At 56.6% G+C, this 20,058-nt stretch carries 14 protein-coding genes; all 14 read left to right on the top strand.

All coding sequences use genetic code 11. The features are described from left to right. Positions 1-354 precede the first annotated feature (354 nt). The 14 genes from HFP54_RS10915 (at position 355) to HFP54_RS10850 (ending at position 20,037) form a co-directional block, all read left to right on the top strand. Positions 355-2,052 (top strand): efflux RND transporter periplasmic adaptor subunit, encoded by a 1,698-nt coding sequence (locus HFP54_RS10915; protein ID WP_206036134.1) that lies wholly within the window; start codon positions 355-357, stop codon positions 2,050-2,052. Positions 2,053-2,063: 11 nt separating this feature from the next. After that, positions 2,064-5,306 (top strand): efflux RND transporter permease subunit, encoded by a 3,243-nt coding sequence (locus HFP54_RS10910; protein ID WP_168565114.1) that lies wholly within the window; start codon positions 2,064-2,066, stop codon positions 5,304-5,306. Between the two features lie 30 nt (positions 5,307-5,336). Beyond that, a complete protein-coding gene (locus HFP54_RS10905) occupies positions 5,337-5,699 on the top strand; it encodes an RND transporter (protein WP_145295156.1) in 363 nt (120 codons plus the stop codon). Between the two features lie 184 nt (positions 5,700-5,883). Beyond that, positions 5,884-6,231, top strand: a complete 348-nt coding sequence (locus tag HFP54_RS10900; protein ID WP_235951567.1) for a heavy-metal-associated domain-containing protein — start codon at positions 5,884-5,886, stop codon at positions 6,229-6,231. Positions 6,232-6,456: 225 nt separating this feature from the next. Then, positions 6,457-6,780: a thioredoxin family protein gene (locus HFP54_RS10895; RefSeq protein WP_196784631.1), complete on the top strand. Its 324-nt coding sequence runs from the start codon at positions 6,457-6,459 to the stop codon at positions 6,778-6,780. Continuing rightward, positions 6,777-8,036 (top strand): cytochrome P450, encoded by a 1,260-nt coding sequence (locus HFP54_RS10890; RefSeq protein ID WP_146414939.1) that lies wholly within the window; start codon positions 6,777-6,779, stop codon positions 8,034-8,036. The genes HFP54_RS10895 and HFP54_RS10890 overlap by 4 nt, the downstream gene beginning before the upstream one ends. After that, positions 8,033-8,677 (top strand): cation diffusion facilitator family transporter, encoded by a 645-nt coding sequence (locus HFP54_RS10885; protein ID WP_174820141.1) that lies wholly within the window; start codon positions 8,033-8,035, stop codon positions 8,675-8,677. Before HFP54_RS10890 ends, HFP54_RS10885 begins: the two co-directional genes overlap by 4 nt. Next, positions 8,670-10,808 (top strand): heavy metal translocating P-type ATPase, encoded by a 2,139-nt coding sequence (locus HFP54_RS10880; RefSeq protein ID WP_165701112.1) that lies wholly within the window; start codon positions 8,670-8,672, stop codon positions 10,806-10,808. Before HFP54_RS10885 ends, HFP54_RS10880 begins: the two co-directional genes overlap by 8 nt. Positions 10,809-11,151: 343 nt before the next feature. After that, positions 11,152-12,498: a TolC family protein gene (locus HFP54_RS10875; protein ID WP_196784630.1), complete on the top strand. Its 1,347-nt coding sequence runs from the start codon at positions 11,152-11,154 to the stop codon at positions 12,496-12,498. Between the two features lie 751 nt (positions 12,499-13,249). Continuing rightward, complete coding sequence (locus HFP54_RS10870; RefSeq protein ID WP_168565113.1) at positions 13,250-14,776, top strand: efflux RND transporter periplasmic adaptor subunit; 1,527 nt, start codon at positions 13,250-13,252, stop codon at positions 14,774-14,776. Between the two features lie 39 nt (positions 14,777-14,815). Continuing rightward, positions 14,816-18,199, top strand: coding sequence for an efflux RND transporter permease subunit (locus HFP54_RS10865; protein WP_146414940.1), 3,384 nt, complete (start codon positions 14,816-14,818; stop codon positions 18,197-18,199). 67 nt (positions 18,200-18,266) lie between these two features. Next, on the top strand, positions 18,267-18,611 hold the full coding sequence (locus HFP54_RS10860) for a hypothetical protein (RefSeq protein ID WP_196784629.1): 345 nt from the start codon (positions 18,267-18,269) through the stop codon (positions 18,609-18,611). Between the two features lie 228 nt (positions 18,612-18,839). Then, positions 18,840-19,223, top strand: coding sequence for a hypothetical protein (locus HFP54_RS10855; RefSeq protein WP_196784628.1), 384 nt, complete (start codon positions 18,840-18,842; stop codon positions 19,221-19,223). A gap of 223 nt (positions 19,224-19,446) precedes the next feature. Continuing rightward, positions 19,447-20,037, top strand: a complete 591-nt coding sequence (locus HFP54_RS10850) for an RNA polymerase sigma factor (RefSeq protein WP_196784627.1) — start codon at positions 19,447-19,449, stop codon at positions 20,035-20,037. The last annotated feature ends 21 nt before the right edge of the window (positions 20,038-20,058 follow it).

The raw sequence follows: 20,058 nt of genomic DNA, 5'->3' as shown, positions 1-20,058 counted from the left end.
CACGCCTGAGCTGAACCACCGAACGATTGCTGATTTTCAGCTCGCCTTGGATCTCGCTCCGCTGAAATTGGAGTCGCTTGATCTCTCTGAGGTCTTGGTTTCTCGATTCGAGCATCAACCACGTCCATTCAATCTCTTGACGGGTCGCTCGGTGCGCGTTGCGCACTCTTCTTGGCTGCTCTGAGCCGCGACTAGGTCACTTCGTCTGCTGACCGGCGAACTCGGTTTGTAATTCCGGCTACGGATTTTCGCGCTTGGGTTCTCCCTTCTGGTTGGCTGCGATTTTAGTCGTTGTATGCGCTCGCGGTTGTTGCGTGCGCTGCTTGCACCGTCTCTAGCCAGCAAGGTTTTCCAATGAGTCATCCGATTCCCCATGCGCCGAGAAAAAATCCTCGGCAAGAACCCGTGAAGCCGTCCGTCAACGGACACAAGGTTCCAGACGCCAAAACTGAAATTACTCAGGACGGGAAATCAAAACCTCGCGGTCCCGTTCGCCGCGGTATCTCGTTCGTGCTCGGTAGTATCGGACCGACGCTGGTTCTGGCCGGTTTCGCTGCCGTGTTTTGGTATGGGCATCACAACGATTGGCGGATTCCCAAATTCGCCGCGTTAACCGGCGAAGTCGAACCGGTTGTCGATGATTGGTGTGAGGAACACGCGGTGCCGGAGTCCATTTGCGTCGAGTGCGATCCGACGTTGATGCCCAAAGGACCGGACTACGGTTGGTGTTCGGATCATGGCGTTCACAACTGCGTGCTGGATCATCCCGATGTCGCGCAACTCAAGCAGCCGCCATCGCGGGGCGAGCTTGCGGCGGACTTGCAGCGTGCGGCCCGTGCGTTGGCGATTGCCCCGCGCAAGGAAAACAACAGCGGCTGCAAGATCTACCAAACGCGGATTCAGTTCGCGTCGATTGAAGCTGTGATGCAGGCGGGCGTTGATGTCGAACTGGTTGAGCGGCATCCGATTGTGGAGTCGATTTCTGGCAATGGTGAAATTGTCTACGACCCGACGCGGCAAGCCAAACTGGCGTCTCGCGTGCCGGGCAGCGTTTGGAGAGTTTTCAAGAATGTGGGGGACAAAGTCTCCAAGGGCGAAGTGTTGGTGGTCGTCGACGCGGTCGAAGTCGGGGAATTAAAAACCTCGCTGCTGCGTTCGCTCGCCGAAGAGAAGTTGCAACAACAGAACGTATCGCGTTTGACCAAGGCACGAAGCGCGATTGCGGGGGCGAGAGTTCTGGATGCAGAGGCGGCGCTGGCTAAAGCACGTGCGGATGTCTTGAGTGCGGAGCAATCGTTGCGGAATCTGGGGTTGCCGGTTGACGTCAAACGGCTTCGGGGAATGGACGAACAACAGGTGCTCGATGAATTGCGTTTCATCGGTATTCCTTCGTCAATCCGCTCGCAACTCGACGCACAAAGCGACACTGCCAATCTGCTACCGCTTGCGTCGCCGATGGATGGGATCGTCATCGAGCGAACCGTGACGCCGGGCGAGGTGGTCAATCCGTCGCGGATGCTATTTCAAATCGGTAACACTCGCCAGATGTGGCTGCAACTGAGCGTGCCGCTGGAAAACATGGACCAATTGGCGATCGGGCAACGCATCCGGTTCGCACCCGATGGCAGTCGTCAGGTCGTCGAAGGCGTGCTGGACTGGATCGACACATCGGCCGATCAAGACACTCGCATGTTGGAAGTGCGGGCGGTTCTGGCCAATGACGGCGGGCGGCTTCGAAACGAGACATTCGGCATGGGAGAGATCGTCCTGCGTGAGGAAGCCGATGCGATTGTCATTCCGACCGGAGCGTCACATTGGGAAGGCTGTTGCCAAGTCGTCTTTGTTCGCGACAAGGATTATTTCTCCGGCCCCGACAGCTACAAGCTGTTCCACGTCCGCTCGGTTCGATTGGGTGCCCAAAACGGCGACATCACGGAAATCATCTCCGGTGTCTTGCCCGGCGAGGTCATCGCGACCGCTGGTAGCGACGTGCTGAAGGCGCAGTTACTGAAAAACAATCTTGGTGCAGGCTGCGACTGCGTCGCTGAATAGGGAGAGCACGGATGCTTAATTGGCTCATTGATTTTTCGCTCAAGCACCGCGGAATGGTGATTGTGACGGCGTTGTTGTTTGCGGTTGTCGGCGGTTTCTCGCTGCAACAACTCGACATTGACGCATTTCCCGATACGACTCCGGTACAGATTCAAATCAACACGGTTGCGCCGTCACTGGCCTCCGAAGAGATTGAACGCCAAATCACCTTTCCCGTCGAGCAAGCCATTAGCGGTTTGCCGGGACTGCACGAACTGCGCTCGATTTCCAAGTTCGGGTTGTCGCAAGTCGTGGTCATCTTTGACGATGACATCGACATCTACTTCGCTCGGCAATTGATCAACGAAAGGCTTTCCACAGTCGAATTACCCGACGGAATTGGGCGGCCCCAAATGGGGCCTGTATCGACTGGGCTGGGTGAGGTCTTTCACTACGTCGTGGTCAATGACGGTGTTGATCTTTCGCAGGTGTCGCGAGAGCAACGCGTCAAGCAATTGACCGAACTCCGCACGATTCATGACTGGGTCATCAAGCCTCAGCTTCGTTCGGTGCGTGGCGTGGCGGAAGTCAACAGTTGGGGCGGATATGAAAAACAGTATCAGGTGCGGATCGACCCGGACCTACTGCTCAAATACGGACTGACGTTCGAGCAAGTCAGCGAGGCAATTCAGGAGAACAACGAAAACGTCGGCGGCGGTACGGTGACCGATGGCAGTGAGATGCTGTTGGTCCACGGTGTTGGTCGGACGGTGAACATTGCACAAATCGAAGAAGTCATCGTCACGGCCAAAGACGGTGTGCCGGTTCGTGTTCGCGACGTGGCCGAGGTACAGATCGGTCACGAGATTCGTCGTGGTGCGGTCACGGCCAACGGTCGAGGCGAAGCCGTGCTGGGTCTCGGTTTCATGCTGATGGGCGAGAACAGTGACGAGGTCACATGGGCACTGAAGGAAAAGCTCGAACAGATTAAGGAAACCCTGCCTGCCGGTGTAACGATTCAAACGGTCTACGATCGGACGGAACTGATCGACCACGTCATCCATACCGTGCAGAAAAACTTGTTTGAGGGCGGCCTGCTGGTCATCGCCATCCTGTTCATTTTTCTTGGCAATTTGCGAGCCGGGTTGATCGTGGCTTTGGCGATTCCGTTGTCGATGCTGTTCGCGTTCTCGGGAATGTTGAAGTTTGGCATCGCCGCGAGTTTGCTCAGTCTCGGTGCGATCGACTTTGGATTGGTTGTCGATAGCAGTGTCGTGATGATCGAGAACTGCGTGCGGCATTTAGCACACAACCGGGACGGTAAGAGCCGCTTGGAGATTATTCGCGATGCAGCCATTGAAGTTCGCAAGCCGACGATGTTTGGCGAACTGATCATCATGATCGTCTATTTGCCGATCCTGACCCTGGAAGGCATCGAAGGAAAACTGTTTAGGCCGATGGCGTTGACCGTCATCATGGCACTCGCCGGTTCGATGATTCTTTCGCTGACGTTGATGCCCGTTTTGGCGAGCATCTTTTTGCCCAAAAACATCAAGGAAACGGAACCTTGGTTGATCCGCGTTCTGAAATGGCTGTACGCCCCGGTGCTGCGGTTCACCATGCATCACAAGGCGTTCGTGATTGGTTCGGCCGTGCTGTTGTTGGTCAGCGTTTTCACCCTCGTCGCACCTAACCTCGGCAGCGAGTTCGTGCCTCGACTTTCCGAAGGAGCCATTACGCTCAATGTTGTGCGTTTGGCGGGCACGCCGCTTGAAGAATCCATGCGTTACAACACGCGGATGGAGCAGGTGCTACTGGAAAAGTTCCCTGACGAAGTCAACCAAGTTTGGAGCCGCATCGGGACCGCCGAAGTCGCCACCGATCCGATGGGGACTGAACTTACCGACCTGTTCATCACGCTGCATCCCCGCGAGCAATGGACGCGGGCGGAAACGCAAGAGGAACTGACGACTCTGGTGCAACGGGAGCTTCGCGATTTGCCGGGGCCGCGTTTGGCGTTGTCGCAACCGATTGAGATGCGAATGAACGAGATGATCTCGGGCGTTCGCTCGGACGTCGCGGCAATCCTGTACGGCGATGATCTCGATCTGATGAACGAGAAAGCAATCGAGATTGAACGGGCATTGAATTCGATTGCCGGGGCTTCGGACGTGAAGATCGAGCAGATATCAGGTCAGCCGGTTTTGCAAATTCAAGTCAAACAGGATCAGATCGCTCGCTACGGTATCCCCGCCAGCACGGTGATGAACATCGTCCGCTCCTTGGGAAGCAATCATGTCGGCGAAGTCTACGAAGGGCAACTGCGATTTCCGTTGGTGATTCGATTGCCAGAAGAAGCAAGGTCTGACCCGGAAGCCATCGGTGAAATTTTGGTCGCGACGCCGTCGGGCCAACGCATTCCGCTTTCGCGTCTGGCCTCGATCGAGCGTGTGGAAGGTTTCAACACGATCAAACGCGACTGGTATCAACGTCGCATCACGATCGAGGCGAATGTGCGTGGCCGCGACCTTGGCAGTTTCGTCGCCGAGGCACAGCAAGTCGTCGATGCCAAGGTTCAATTGCCCGCCGGTCGCTATCGCATCGAGTGGGGTGGGCAGTTTGAAAACCTCGAGCGAGCACAGACGCGGTTGATGATCGTCGTGCCGATCGCGCTGCTGTTGATCTTGGCATTGCTCTACACAACGTACCGCAACTGGATCGACTCGTTTCGTGTGTTCACGGGCGTTCCCTTCGCATGGATCGGCGGCGTGCTGGCGTTGTGGATTCGCGACATGCCGTTTTCGATTTCGGCCGCTGTTGGCTTCATCGCCTTGTCCGGCGTTGCGGTGCTCGATGACATGCTGCTGGTTTCAACGATCCGACAACTGCGACGGCGTGGGCGTTCGCTGGATGAAGCCGTCGAGGAAGCGGCAATGACAAGATTGCGTCCGATCCTGATGACCACGTTGGTGGCCAGCCTCGGCTTTGTGCCGATGGCCTTCAGCACGGGCATGGGAGCGGAAGTGCAACGACCGCTGGCGACGGTCGTGATCGGTGGCGTTTGCAGCGCCATGATCATGAGCCTGCTTGTACTTCGTGTGCTTTACGTGGTCTTCAACATGCCCACCGAGAGCCACGATGACGATGGAGGAGACGATGACGGTCATTGTCTTGAGCCGGAAGAACCGACCGACCCGGAGGCCGGACTGGAGTTTGATGCTTCGCAAGAGCGAGAGTCACAACGTTGGTCCGAACCGACGACGGTCACCCCCTAGAAATTCGGCCCTGAGCCGAAGGAGAACAAGATGAATTGGATGATGAATGGACGCGGCCTGATGTTTGGTTTGCTGGTAACAGCGGCGATCGGACTGGCAGGATGCAATAGCGACGACGTTGCTACCGAACCGGGCGTGGCGGAACCCGTCGCGGCCACAAACGTGGACCACAGCCACGGTGGTTGGTGGTGCGTCGAACACGGCGTGCCCGAGGAGGAATGTCCCCGATGCGACAAAACGCTGGTGTCCGAGTTCAAGGAAGCGGGCGATTGGTGCGACGAGCACGAGCGTCCCGAGTCGCAGTGTTTCATTTGCAGCCCCAAACGCGCCGAAAAGTTTGTCGCACGTTACGAAGCGAAGACCGGTCACCAACCGCCCGAACCGACCGAGTAATTTGCTCGAGCCAAGTGGCTGGGGGTGTGGTGGCTTCGACCAGCCCGTTGAAAACGCTCGCTCCCAGTCACTCTTTCGTCCCAACTCCCAACTCAAAAGGAGATCGCCATGTGACACTCAGCCCCCATCCGAAAGGACTGACCATTTTGAAAACCACAATCTGTTACCTGGAAGGAATCTGAAAATGTACCGCACCTCCCTCTGCCTTGCCCTGACGTTCGCCTTTGCCGTTTGCATGACCGCCCAAAGCCGAGTGGCCAATGCCGCTGGTGCTTCGACGACCAAAACCACCATCACCTTGAAGGTTCTCACCTGCGAGAACTGCGCCAAGAAGGTGGCGGCCAAGTTGAACGAAGTTCCCGGCGTCGAAAGCGTCAAGACGGACGTCAAATCCAAGACCGCGACCGTCGTTCCCAAAAGCAACGCGACCCCGTCGCCGTTGAAACTTTGGAAAGCGATCGAGAAGGCCGGTAAGGAACCAGTGAAGCTCGTCGGGCCGAGCGGAACGTTCACGTCCAAACCGAAGCAATAGTCTCACACCGACTCTCAATTGATACGCCGCCGATGTGGAGACTTCTTCCGCATCGGCGGCAGTCGGCCAACGAATGTCGGAAGCCAACAACCACCTATGCCATTTCACCAAACTCACCACATCGCCGCCGCGTTGATCGCTCTCGTTTTGCTAACCGTCGGATGCGATCGCGACTCATCGCCAACGAATGTAGTTCCGTCACCGACCAGCGCGGGACCGATTCAGTTGACGGATGATTCGTTTCAAGCTGAAGTCCTTGAAAGCGAACTCCCGGTGTTGGTCGATATGTGGGCACCGTGGTGCCAGCCCTGCATCGCGATGAAGCCGACGATACAGCGACTTGCATCGGAGTTGTCCGGAGATGTGAAAGTGGCCGAATTGAACATTGAAGAGAACCCGTTCATTCAACAAAAGTATGACATTGACAAGTATCCGATGCTATTGATTTTCGTCGATGGCATCGAGGTGCAAAGACTTGTGGGAAGCGAAACCCACGAGCAACTACTCGACGCGCTATCAAATCATGTAGCCGTGGAGAAACAACGATGAGCAAGCTGCCTGTAGAAACAAGACTCGATAGCACACTTGCGCTCGCACGCAATCCGTACCGTTTTGTTTCGTCACGATGCGAGAAGTTCAACACCGACGCATTTGAAACTCGGCTGTTGCTGCAAAAGGTCATTTGCATACGAGGCGAGGAAGCCGCCAAGGCGTTTTACGACACCTCGCGTTTCACCCGCGTCGGTGTCGCTCCGCCGCGAATCGCCAAGACTTTGTTCGGACGCGGCGGGGTACAGGGCATGGACGGCAAGGCCCATCGTCATCGCAAGATGATGTTCATGTCGTTGCTGACCGAAGACAAAATTGGCGGACTGACGAGGCTTGCTCGTGACATTTGGAACCGTCGAATTCTGCAATGGTCACGCATGGATCAGGTCGTGCTTTACCGACAGGCTCAGGAAGTTCTCACCGAAGCGGTTTGTCAGTGGGCAGGCGTGCCGCTCGATCCCGCCGATGTGGATCGCAGGACCAGCGAGCTGGCGGCGCTTTTTGACTATGCAGGCAGTATTGGTCCAAACCATTGGTGGGCAAGGATCGCACGCAAACGCAACGAGGCTTGGCTGCGTGGAATCATCGAACAAATTCGTGCTGGAACCTATCAACCCCTCGAAGACACCGCCGCATTCATCGTCGCCAACCATCGCGATCTCGATGGAAACTTGCTCGACGCTCAAATCGCTGCGGTCGAGCTAAACAACATTTTGCGTCCAACGGTCGCCGTGTCGGCTTACATCGTTCAGTGTGCGCACGCCTTGAACGAGCATCCTGTGATTCGCGAACAACTTCGCGATGGCTCCCCGGATGATTTGCATTGCTTTGTGCAGGAGGTCCGGCGTTACTATCCATTCTTTCCGTTTGCCGGAGCAAAGGTGAAAGAATCATTCGAGTGGCACGGTTACCACTTTCCGAGCGGTCGGAAGGTGCTGCTGGACCTATACGGCACCAACCATGATCCACGTCCTTGGAACCAGCCAGAATCGTTCAGACCATCCCGTTTTCGCGAATGGGACGGGAATCCATTCACCTTGATACCTCAAGGCGGCGGCGATCACTACCAGAACCACCGCTGCCCCGGCGAATGGATCGCGATCGAGCAAATGAAAGCGGCCACCGACGTGCTCGTCAACCGATGCAGCTACGAGATCCCGGAACAGGATTTGCAAATTGCGATTGATCGACTTCCCGCCATTCCCGCTGACCACTTTGCCATGACGAACATTCAACTGCTAAGAGAAGTGCGATGAGCGAGGAACGAGCAAAATTGATACGCCGGGGTCGCAATGTCGAAATTGCCAGCCTGATCTACAACATCACCGAAGTGACCATTTCGCTAACGGCCGGATTCATGACGGGCAGTTCGGCGCTGATCAGTTGGGGCGTCGATAGCATCGTCGAAGCGAACTCCGCCGCGTTCATGATCTGGCAATTGAACGGCGAAGCCAAAGGTATCAACGAGCGAGACAAGCGGAAGAGAAAGAAGATCGCGTTAGGGGTTCTCTCGGGTGCCTTTACGATTGCTGTCTTATTCATCTGTTACGAGGCGATCAGCAAGTTCATCAGCCAAGAAACTGCGTCGATGTCGTGGTGGGGCATTGGCATCTTGCTGGTGTCGTTGGTCGTCAACCCGATGCTGGCATGGGGCAAGTATCGCTACGGCAAGAAGACCGATTCGGCGACTCTGAAATACGACGCCATTGACACGATGATCTGCGAGTACCAAACCATTGTCGTGCTGATCGGCGTCGGTCTGGTGCAGTGGCAAGGTTGGTGGTGGGCCGATCCGGTGGCTGCACTGTTGATCGTTCCCTATGTGGCTTGGGAAGCCTACGAGTCTGGACGCGACGCATGGCAAGTTCAAATCGACGAGGAAGACAACGATGAGTGATACAAACAACATGCAACTTAAAATTCACGGCATGGATTGTGCCGAAGAAGTATCGTTGATCAAACGCGAACTGGTGCCGCTGCTCGGTGGCGATGAGCGTTTGGGTTTCGACTTGCTAAGTGGTCGACTAACCGTCGACCTCGATGGCGTTGACGTTACTTCCGGTGACGTGTTGGCGGCGATCGAGCGAACCGGGTTGAAAGCTGAAACGTGGGAGAACGCACAACAGTCCTCCGACGACCAATCGTTCTGGGTCAAGCATCAGCGGGCGATCATGACCGCGATTAGCGGTGTGTTCGGCGGGATCGGGCTGGTGATTCATTTGCTCTCAGGCGGATTCGACGGGGCCGTCGCAACGCCCGCGATCGTTTGCTACCTGATCGGAATTTTGGCCGGGCTGTATTTGGTGCTACCGAAAGCTTGGCGAGCACTGGTCACCTTGCGGCCTGACATGAATTTGCTGATGTCGGTCGCGGTGATCGGGGCGATCGCGATCGGCGAATGGTTTGAGGGAGCGGCGGTCGCATTCCTGTTTTCGCTGTCGTTGTTGCTGGAATCATGGAGCATCGGTCGGGCTAGACGGGCGATCGCTTCGCTCATGGACCTGACGCCGCCGGTCGCTCACCTGCGACACGAATCTGGAGAAGTCCGCGACGTTGTTCCTGCCGAGGTGCCGGTTGGTTCGACCCTGATCATTCGACCGGGCGAGAAAATACCGCTCGATGGGGAAGTCACCGTGGGCATTAGCGACGTCAATCAGGCACCGATCACCGGCGAAAGCGTGCCAGTCGAAAAGCAGGTCGGTAGTGAGGTGTTCGCTGGAACGATTAACGGCGACGGCTTGCTGGAAATGCGAAGCACCAAAGCCGCTGAAGACACGACGTTGGCCCGCATTATTCAGATGGTCGGCGACGCCGGATCGAAGCGTGCTCCGTCAGAAAAGTGGGTAGAGAAGTTTGCCGCGGTCTACACACCGGTGGTGATGGCGGTCGCGTTGTTGATGCTTTTAATTCCGACTTTGCTGCTCGGACAACCATGGTCGGTTTGGATCTATCGGTCGCTGGTGTTGCTGGTCATCGCCTGCCCATGTGCATTGGTCATTTCTACACCGGTGTCGGTCGTCGCATCGCTGGCCGCCGCTGCACGCAATGGCGTGTTGGTTAAAGGCGGCGTGTTCATCGAGCTACCTGGTAAGCTGGTCGCGATCGCGATGGATAAGACCGGGACGCTAACCAAGGGTGCCCCCGAAGTCATCGACGTCGTTCCGATGAACGACCACGACGAAGAAGAATTGCTAACGCGCGGCGGAGCCTTGGAACTCAATAGCAACCATCCGCTCGCACGAGCCATCGTTGATGAAACCAAGAAACGTGGCATGACGATGCCGCCAGCCGAATCGTTCGAAACGATTCAAGGCAAGGGGGCGACCGGAGTCATTAATGGTAAAAGCTACTGGCTCGGTTCGCATCGCTATTTGGAACAACGCGGTCAGGAAACCCCGGAGGTTCACCAGCAACTCGAAGCGATGCAGGAGGCCGGGCGAACCGTCGTCGTGATCGGCAATGACCAGCACGTTTGCGGCTTCATTACGCTGGCCGATGCCATCCGTGACGAGACTCGAGAGGCAATCAAGACTTTGCACCAAGTCGGCATCAAGCAAATCGTGATGCTGACCGGCGACAACGAAGGCACCGCCAAAGCGATCGGCAAGGAGTCCGGTATCGACGAAGTCCACGCGGAGTTGTTGCCTGAAGACAAAGTCGCGGCGGTCGAACAACTCGTTTCACGTTACGAGCATGTCGCGATGATAGGCGATGGCGTGAATGACGCACCCGCCCTAGCCCGGGCTTCATTGGGACTTGCGATGGGAGCGGCGGGAAGCGACGCCGCGATTGAAACAGCAGACATCGCCCTCATGTCCGACGACCTGTCGAAACTACCTTGGCTGATCGAGCACTCGCGACGAACGTTGTCCATCATTCGCCAGAACATTTGGTTTTCACTGGCAATCAAAGCATTGTTCGTCGTGCTGACCTTGGCGGGAGTGGCATCACTGTGGGCCGCCATCGCGGCCGATATGGGCGCTTCCCTACTGGTGATCGCCAATGGTCTGAGGCTGCTCCGCTGCTGAGACGTTAAAATCGTTACAACCCGATCGCGGATTCTTCCGAATGTTCGCACTTGCGGAATCGCAACTAACAATCCGATCGTACCCATCCGATGGAAAGCATGGGCTGGTCTGTATTTTCACGGAGGAAGACGCGGTGATCGCGAACGATAGGACCAGTACGCGCCGGCGGCGAGCAAGACGCTTGTTGCTTTTGGCGGCTTTGGGTTTCACGAGTGGTTGCCAGTCGGTTGGGCAGCATGTCGCTCAATCGACTTCGAGCGAACACGTCTCGGCGACGAACCAAACGCGGGTTGTTGAACCGCCTATCACCGTGCGGACGGTTGCGTTCACGGACGATGACGACTTGCAGGTCAGAGATCTTGATGAATTGGACGAACTCGACGTCGAGCTTGATGATTTGGATTCGGATGGTGGTGCCTCTGCCAACGATCCCGCGTCTCTACGCGACGCGATGGCTTTGGACGCGGCGAACGAGACGGTTGAAACCGCTCCGTTCATTCAGGACCAGTATTCCTACGGTTTTGAGCAACCCGCCGGACTGACGCTTCAGTCAATTGAGTCGATGGCATTGGGTTCGCATCCGGCCATCGCGGAAGCTCGTGCTCGTGTCGAATCAACTCGCGGGCAATACGTTCAAGCGGGCTTGCCGTTCAATCCGGTGCTGCAATATCAGTCGGATGAGATCGGCAACGAAGATGCCACCGGTCTGCATTCGGTGCAGATGTCTCAGCAGTTCGTTACCGCCAACAAGCTGGGGATTGCTCAACAGGTGCAGGCCCGCGAGATCCAAAAACAGCAAGCTGCGCTGCGAATTGCGGAGCTTCGCGTTTTGACTCGCGTTCGTGCTGCGTTTGCGACAGCCATCGTATCGCAGCGAAGGGCCAACATTGCTGACCAGATTGTCGAGTTGGCTGAGAAGTCGATCGAATCAGTGAATGCCCTGTTGGAAGCCGAAGAGGTTTCCAAAATTGCTTTGTTGCAGGCTCGCGTTGAAGCTGAGCAAGCGCGGATTACGGCGGAGAACGCTCGAACGCAGTTGCAAGCCAACCTGCGGACGCTTGCCGCTGCTGCCGGGATGCAAACACTGCCGCCCGGACCGCTTAGCGGCAACGTGGGTGACGATCTGACCGGCGCGCCGTGGGAAGCATTGCTCGCCGAAATCTCGACCAACAGTCCCGAACTATCGCGGGCCGGATCGGAGCTTGAGCGAGCTAAATGGTCGTTGCAACTTGCCTGTGCCCAAGTGACGCCGAACGTGACGGGAACCGTCGGTGTTGGTGTCGATGCCGCTACGGATGATACGTTCGCGGTCATTGGCGTCAGCGTTCCGCTTCCCATTCGCAACCGCAATCAGGGCAACATACGCAGTGCCCGAGCCGACATCGCCGCAGCGTCGGCAGCGATCCAGAGCACGCAACTCAGCCTAGAAGCCCGGCTCGCCGAAGCCGTCGGCCGCTACCAAGTCGCGTTGGAACGCTACACCCGCTTGCAGGAATCGGTCGTGCCGACCTCGGAGGAAACCTACAAGCTCTCGTTGGAGGCATTTGATGCGGGCGAAACCGATTTCCTACAACTGTTAACAGCACAGCGAACACTCTTCACGACTCAATTGAACGTCCTGGATGCCGCCGGACAAGCCAAGCAGGCTGCTGCGGAAATCGAAGGCCTGTTGGTGACTCTGAGCCTGTGATTTCCCGCGATACCGCCACCAGAAGATGCGTAATCTGACGAAAGTTTGACATTACTATTGGACTGGTATGGTCGTTTCCACCGTATCGACCGATAATACCGTTGTACCGTACCCGAAGGATGTTTTTGTGTCTGTCGTTTGTCGTCTCACTACCGTCGCCGCATTACTGCTGCACCTGATTTTCGGGTGTTCGCTGCATCATGCTGACGCGTGTGGGCACCACGACCATGACGGATGCCAGCACACCTGTTCAGCGGCTGATTCACCAAGTGTCCACGACGATCACGCGTGTGGCCACGATCACGAGCATGATTGCTCGGGTGAAGAAGAGACGGTGGATTCGATCCACAATGCGATCGAGTTAGCGGCTCCGTGTTGTGCCTGCGAGTCGCAACCCTGTGATGGAAACCATCCGGGGTGCCATGGCGTCGTCGAATGCAGTTTTGTGCCTTCAAGTGATGTCGTGTTCATCATTGATGCTCCGTTGGTCGCGTTCGTGACTTATGAGCACGATCCGATGCTGAGCTTCATTAGTTCGCTATCGGCCCGTCATTTGAATCAGCGGTCGCCGCAGGTTGCGACGGACTCTCTCTCCCATTGTGCTTCTCTCTGCACGTGGATCATTTGAATTGAAGATTGTTGATTGAAGATTGACGATTTGGAAAGGCGTTTGCGCGTCGCCAGATTGTTGAATCCTTCAGTCCTCTTTTGAAATCTACATTCTTCAATCTCAAATCATCAATGTGTTTGCATGTACACGCTAAGAGCTTGGCTGGTGCGCCTGCGCGGCCCCGTTTTGACCGTCCTGGCGATGGCAATCGCGATCGTCGTCGGCGCGTTCGCCTTTACCGACTATCCACAACAATTTGGCCTCGTTGCCACTGCAATCGTTGAGTCTGATCCGCACGCGGGTCACGATCACGGTCCAGGTGAACACGATGACCACGGCGACGACGACCATGCCGGACATGATCACGATGGTCACGAAGCGGGTCAGTCGATCGAATTGAGCCAGCAGGCTCGTGCGAACTTGCGGTTGAAGACTGAGGCCGTCACCGTTGGACCGTACACGAGCTACATCGAGGTCCCCGGCATGGTGACGCGCTGGCCCGGTGAAACGCATGTGTCGATCACGTCGCCACTGACGGGCGTCATTAACAAGATCAATATCTCTCGTGGCGAGATGATTAAGAGCGGCGAGCCGTTGTTCACGCTTCGGCTGACGCACCAAGACCTCGTCAATACGCAAGAAGACTTCCTCTCGCAGCTCGGGCAACTGGATGTCGAGGAGCGGGAGATTCAGCGGCTGACTTCGGCGTCCCGTTCGGGCGCGATCGCTGGGAAAACGCGAATAACCCGCGAGTACGAACGCGACAAATTGCAGGCGAAAATCCGTGCGGCGAAGCAGTCAATGTTGCTGCACGGTTTGAGTGAAGACCAAATCGCAAGCATCGAACGCACTCGCACGTTGGTCCGCGAAGTCGTCGTGACGGCCCCCTTGGTCGAAGAAGACAATTCACTGCATCACGAATCGCTGGGCGAAGCGAACAACCGAGTCTCGGGCAACCCGAGTGCAAGATTAGCGGCAATACAACCACCGCCGATGTCGCTGCCTTCGCACAATCACATTGACGCTGAGTTCTTGGTCACAGAACTGAGTGTTCGACGCGGCGAATCTGTTAGCGCCGGTCAGCAGATCGCGCAGCTGTCGAATTACAGCCGCTTGCTAATCGAAGGCCAAGCCTACCAGCGTGACGCAGGTCTGTTGCGAAAGGCTGCCGATTCGGGTGCTGAATTGCAAGCCACGATGACCGGTGCGGGCGACGAAGTCGAAACGATCACGGGATTGAACGTGGTCTACATCGGAAACGAAGTCGGTACTGAATCACGGTCGCTGCCGTTCTATGTCGGACTGACCAATGAGATCGAACGCAGCGAACAGCGTGGCGACAAACGCTACGTCAGTTGGCGATACAAGCCCGGCCAACGGCTAACCGTTCGGCTTCCACAGTCGCAAGTCGCCGACGCGATTGTTGTTCCCAAGGACGCGGTTGCCGAAGAAGGCCCCGAGCGATTCTTGTTCGTCGAGAACGGAGATCACTTTGATCGTGTTCCGGTGGAAGTCATTGCGTCGGACAGCGTCAACGTCGCGATCAAGAACGACGGCCAAGTTTGGCCCGGTCAGACGATCGCCGTTAGCGGTGCTCATCAATTGCAGATGGCGATGAAGAACCAGGCGGGCGGAGCCATTGATCCCCACGCAGGGCACAACCACTGAGTTGTTCGCTTTGCCAAACCAAATCTTTGAGGGATCAAGATGCTAGATAAAATCATTCACTTCTCGCTGAACAATCGACTGATCGTGCTCGCGGTTGCCGCGATCATGCTGGGCGTTGGTGCGTGGCAATCCTTGCAATTGCCGATCGACGTGTTTCCAAACTTGAACCGGCCGCGTGTAGTGGTCATCACAGAAGCGCCGGGGATGGCACCAGAGGAAGTCGAGACACTGATCACGTTTCCGTTGGAGACCACGTTCAATGGTGCCAGCGGCGTTGAGGCAGTCCGCAGCAGCAGCGGCATCGGTCTGTCGGTGATCTATGTCGAGTTCGAGTGGGACACGGACATCTACAACGACCGACAAGTCGTCAATGAACGTTTGCAACTTGCCGCTGAGCAATTGCCCGACGGCGTGAAACCAACACTCGCACCCATCTCGTCAATCATGGGACAGATTCTCATGTACGGCATGTGGAGTGAAGGCGGCAAAACCGAGCCGATGGAGGTTCGCACGCTGGCCGATTGGGTCGTCCGTCAACGATTGCTGACGATCCCCGGCGTGTCACAAGTCTTTTCAATGGGCGGCGGCCGGATGCAGTACCAAGTGCTGGTGAATCCGGACTTGCTGCGTGAATTCGGACTGACGATGGACGATGTCCACACCGCTGTCAGTGAGTCCAATCTGAACGCGACCGGTGGTTATCTGGATCAGCGTGGTGCGAACGAGTTGCTGGTTCGAGGACTCGGGCGAATCACGAGCCTCGCCGACCTGAAAGAGATTGCGATCACACTTCGGGACGGTCGCCCGATCACTTTGGGCGACGTGGCCAAAGTCGTCGAAGGCCCGCAAGTCATGCGTGGCGATTCGTCCGCGTATCTACGCACTGATGATGGGACGGTCGAAGGCGGCCCCGCAGTTGTTCTCACCATCAACAAGCAACCCGGCAGCGACACTCGCGCCGTCGATCAAGCGATTGCCGAAGCGCTCGAAGAGTTGAAGGTGTCCCTGCCGGATGACATCCGAATCGCCAACGTCTATTCGCAGCGTTCATTCATCGACCGAGCCATCGACAACGTCGTCGAAGCTCTCGCAGACGGCGGCGTGCTGGTCTTGGTGATCCTGTTCCTCTTCTTGCTGAATTTTCGCACGACGTTCATCACGCTCACCGCAATTCCTCTGTCGATCATCGCAACCGCGTGCGTTTTCGCCGCTTTCGGTCTGTCGATCAACACCATGACGCTCGGCGGGTTAGCGGTTGCCATCGGGGAACTGGTCGACGATGCGATTGTAGACGTGGAAAACATCTTCCGCCGGTTGAAAGAGAACCGCCACTGCGATTCCCCCCGACCGACACTCGCCGTGGTTTACGACGCCAGCATCGAGGTGCGCAGCAGCGTGGTCTACGGGACGGCGATTGTCGTTCTGGTGTTCATCCCGCTGTTTGCTCTCGAAGGTATGGAAGGCAAGCTCTTTGTGCCGTTGGCGATGGGATATGTCGTCTCGCTGATCGCGTCACTGGGCGTCTCGCTAACCGTCACGCCGGTACTGGCATCGTTACTGTTGGTCGGCCGGCGCGTCTGGCAAATCGTGGTACCGATTCTTGCTTTTGGGATCGCCGCGTTAACGATGTACTGGGTCGTCCCGCGTGCGATTCACATTCTCCATTTGCCGTTTGAACTGCCAGGCAATCCGCTGTGGTGGTCGCTCGTCCTGACGCCAGTGGTTTGGGTTCTGATTCAAGTGACCGAACGACTGCTCGGCGGTCCCGAAGCCGAGGAAGGCCGGTTGCTGGAGGGACTGAAGGGCGTTGCCGGTTTGGCGATTAACTTCAGCACCAAATTCGCCGGTCCCGTGCTGGGAGTCGCGGCCGTCATGGTGACGTTCGCGTTGTTCGCGGTTTCGCAATTAGAACGTGACTTCTTGCCGCCTTTTAACGAGGGAGCCGTTCAGGTCAACGCGTTGCTTGCACCGGGCACATCGCTGGCGACGAGCAACCAGATCGGGCAGAGCGTGCAAGAGGAGTTGATGAACATCGAATCGGTCAAGTCCGTCGCACGTCGAACGGGCCGAGCGGAGCTTGACGAACATGCCGAAGGCGTCAACGTAACCGAGTTGTTCTTGGAGATCGCTGACGACGCGGATCGCGAAGGCACGATCCAGCAGATTCGCGAAACGATGGAGGACATTCCGGGCGTGGTGTCCAGCACCGAGCAACCGCTGGCGCACCTGATCAGTCACATGATCTCGGGCGTCAAAGCGCAAATCGGCATCAAACTGTTCGGCGACGATCTGGACGTGCTGCGGACCAAGGCGGAAGAGATGAAACGACGCATCGCGGACGTGCCGGGCTTGGCCGACGTGATGATCGAACAGCAGACCAACATTCCACAGCTTCGCATCGAGCTGAATCGCAAAGCGCTAACGCAGAACGGGCTGCGACCGGCCAACGTCATGGAGTTGGTCGAGACGGCGATGAACGGGCAAGTAATTAGCCAAGTTCTGCTCGGCCAACGCACGTTTGATCTGATGCTACGAATGGATGAACCGTACCGCGAGGACGTCACCAAACTCAAGCGTCTTGCCGTCCCACTTCCCGATGGAGGCACGTTGCCGCTTGAGGCGGTGGCGAACATCTACGAAAGCGGCGGGCCGAACATGATCAAGCGAGAACAGGTACGGCGTCGAATCGTGTTGCAAGCCAACGTCTCCGAGCGAGGCGTCGTGGACGTTGTCAGCGACATCAAAACGCGACTGGCTGATTTGGAATTGGAGCCGGGTTACTTCATCGAATACGGCGGCCAATTTGAAAGCCAGCAATCGGCAACGCGTCGATTGATGATTCTTTCGGGCGTCGCGTTGCTAGGCATGTTCTTGGTGCTTTACACGTTGTTTGGCAACGTCAACTTCTCGATGCAGGTGTTGGTTGCGTTGCCGACGGCGTTCATCGGAGCGGTCGCGGCACTCGTCATCACGGATCAAAACCTAACGGTCGCAGCGATGGTCGGTTTCATCTCGTTGTGCGGCATTGCCAGTCGCAACGGCATCCTGCTGCTGAACCACTACATCCACTTGGTCGAACACGAAGGCGAATCGTGGACGGGTGAGATGGTGCGTCGCGCGGGCCAAGAACGGATGGCTCCAGTGCTGATGACGGCACTGACGTCCGGCATCGGTTTGCTTCCGCTCGCACTCGCCGCGGGCGAACCCGGCAAAGAGATTTTGTATCCCATCGCCACCGTGATCGTTGGCGGATTGTTGACCAGCACGTTGGCGGAGTTCTTCGTTCGACCGGCGTTGTTTTGGACGATCGGTGTCGGCGCGGGCCAGCAGATTGTTCGCGATCACGCGGGAGACATAGGAGATGAGAAATCGGGCATGGGGAGTGAACACCTCAGTCCTGAACCTGAATTGGTCACAAGCTAGTTGTTTGTTCCGGTGCGTTGCCGGAGTGATGTTTTCTGTTTGAGAAGGTTTCCACGGAGGATTTGAAATGTTGAATTTACGGATGTTTGCAGTCGCGGCTTTGGTCGCATCGATTTCGTTGGGTGGCATGTTGGCGAAGGCCGCTGAGCCGAACACGGCTGCCAAAGAACTGGTGTCGTATCGCTTGGAGAAGTGGAAGACCACACACAGCGAAGGCGAGAAGGCGGACAAGTTGGTCGGCACACTGAAGAAACTTCGCTGCGAAGTCAAAGTCGGCTCGCACGGCGGACACATGGACGTCAACTACCGCTGTCCAAAGTGGCAGCAGATGGCGTTGAAAAGCCACGAAGAAGCTCACCAGTGGGAAGCATGGTTAAAGAAGCTCGGCTTCGAGACCAAACACGCTCACTAAGAATCGCGGAATTGGGAATGGGGGATAGGGAACTTCGTTCTATCCCCCATTCCATTCCCTGACTTTCATCCGCTCATCCCCATCCTCTCATCGGTATCCAAAATGAAAATTCATCTATTCGCTCTGACCCTCGCTTGCTTCACTCTTCTCGGATGTTCAAAGAAGGACGTGCAGGTCTCCGAAGCTCCGGAAGCATCTGGCCCTGTCGAGATAGACGAAATGCCACCGATGATTGAGATGGATGGGCATCCCGAGCACGGACCCCACGGCGGCGAGTTGGTCGAACTAGGCAAAGAAGCGTTCCACATCGAAATGATGCACGGCACCGGAGCGGTCGCCATGTATGTCCTTGATGGTTCGGCAACGCAGCCGGTCGCGATCGAAGCCGAAAAGCTAACGGTCAGCCTAAAGCATGATGGCAAAGTGAAGTCGTTCGAGCTTCCCGCCGACCCGCAAGGCGAAGACGCAGCTGGCAAGTCGTCACGATTCGCTTCGACCAATGCCGAAATGGACCAGTGGCTCGAAGCCGAGGCCGAAGGTGCGGTCATCGTGCAAATCGAAGGCAAATCCTACACAGGCAAGATTTCGCATGATCACGATCATGACCACTAAGAACGTGAAATCCACAACTGATAATTGACCAATTGAGCATTAAACAATTTGCTCCAGTCGTGTGCGGTGTCTCACCGTAGACGGCAAGGCTCCCGACCCATCATACGACTAGCCCTCGTTGGGTCGGGAGCCGCTTTTCGTAATAGACAAAAGACGACGAAATCATGATAGACAACAAGAGCCGCTCTCAAGTCAATGCAATCCTGCCCGGCGACCAGCCGCATTGGTACCCCCGGTGGGTATTGGTATAACTTCTTCAATGGGCCAGCCCGATGAACGCAAATCGACCGAAACGATCGCCTCCGAGACAATCGCCGCTGCGATATCTGGAGATCGTTCTGCGTTGCGCTCGATCTACCAGGCGACGTCGGATCGTGTGTTTCGCTTGATGGTTCGGATGGTCGGTCAGCAGGACGCCGATGACTTAACGCAGCAAACTTTCGTCCGAGCGTTTACGAAGCTCGATCAATTCAGTGGCGAGTCGAAGTTTGAAACGTGGCTGTATCGACTGGCCACCAACGAGGCATTGCAACATCTGCGCCGCGAGAAACATCGGCGGACCGAAGAACTGGTGGTCGAGCCGACCGCTGACCAAACCGACCACATTGAGCAAGACGAACGAGTCGCAATGGTACGCCAGGCACTCGATCAACTCGATCCGGAACTACGGGCGATCTTCACGCTCAAAGAAGAGAGCGGTCTGTCATACCAAGAGATCGCCCAGACGCTAGACATCCCCGAAGGTACTGTTGGATCGAGGTTGAACCGGGCACGGCGTGAATTGCGGAGGTTGATAGATGGGAGTCGGGAGTGAGGGAGGAGCGAGTTGTGTTCT

It is taken from the genome of Crateriforma spongiae (assembly GCF_012290005.1).
GTDB lineage: Bacteria > Planctomycetota > Planctomycetia > Pirellulales > Pirellulaceae > Crateriforma > Crateriforma spongiae.
The sequence above is the reverse complement of the archived record's forward strand: the minus strand, read 5'-3'. Positions and strand labels throughout refer to the sequence as shown.

Bases quoted from the DNA above. Each gene is read 5' to 3' on its own strand.
- HFP54_RS10860 (WP_196784629.1), top strand. From the start codon at position 18,267: ATGTTGAATTTACGGATGTTTGCAGTCGCGGCTTTGGTCGCATCGATT.
- HFP54_RS10910 (WP_168565114.1), top strand. From the start codon at position 2,064: ATGCTTAATTGGCTCATTGATTTTTCGCTCAAGCACCGCGGAATGGTG.
- HFP54_RS10885 (WP_174820141.1), top strand. From the start codon at position 8,033: ATGAGCGAGGAACGAGCAAAATTGATACGCCGGGGTCGCAATGTCGAA.
- HFP54_RS10915 (WP_206036134.1), top strand. From the start codon at position 355: ATGAGTCATCCGATTCCCCATGCGCCGAGAAAAAATCCTCGGCAAGAA.
- HFP54_RS10890 (WP_146414939.1), top strand. From the start codon at position 6,777: ATGAGCAAGCTGCCTGTAGAAACAAGACTCGATAGCACACTTGCGCTC.
- HFP54_RS10870 (WP_168565113.1), top strand. From the start codon at position 13,250: ATGTACACGCTAAGAGCTTGGCTGGTGCGCCTGCGCGGCCCCGTTTTG.
- HFP54_RS10855 (WP_196784628.1), top strand. From the start codon at position 18,840: ATGATTGAGATGGATGGGCATCCCGAGCACGGACCCCACGGCGGCGAG.
- HFP54_RS10880 (WP_165701112.1), top strand. From the start codon at position 8,670: ATGAGTGATACAAACAACATGCAACTTAAAATTCACGGCATGGATTGT.
- HFP54_RS10905 (WP_145295156.1), top strand. From the start codon at position 5,337: ATGAATTGGATGATGAATGGACGCGGCCTGATGTTTGGTTTGCTGGTA.
- HFP54_RS10900 (WP_235951567.1), top strand. From the start codon at position 5,884: ATGTACCGCACCTCCCTCTGCCTTGCCCTGACGTTCGCCTTTGCCGTT.
- HFP54_RS10865 (WP_146414940.1), top strand. From the start codon at position 14,816: ATGCTAGATAAAATCATTCACTTCTCGCTGAACAATCGACTGATCGTG.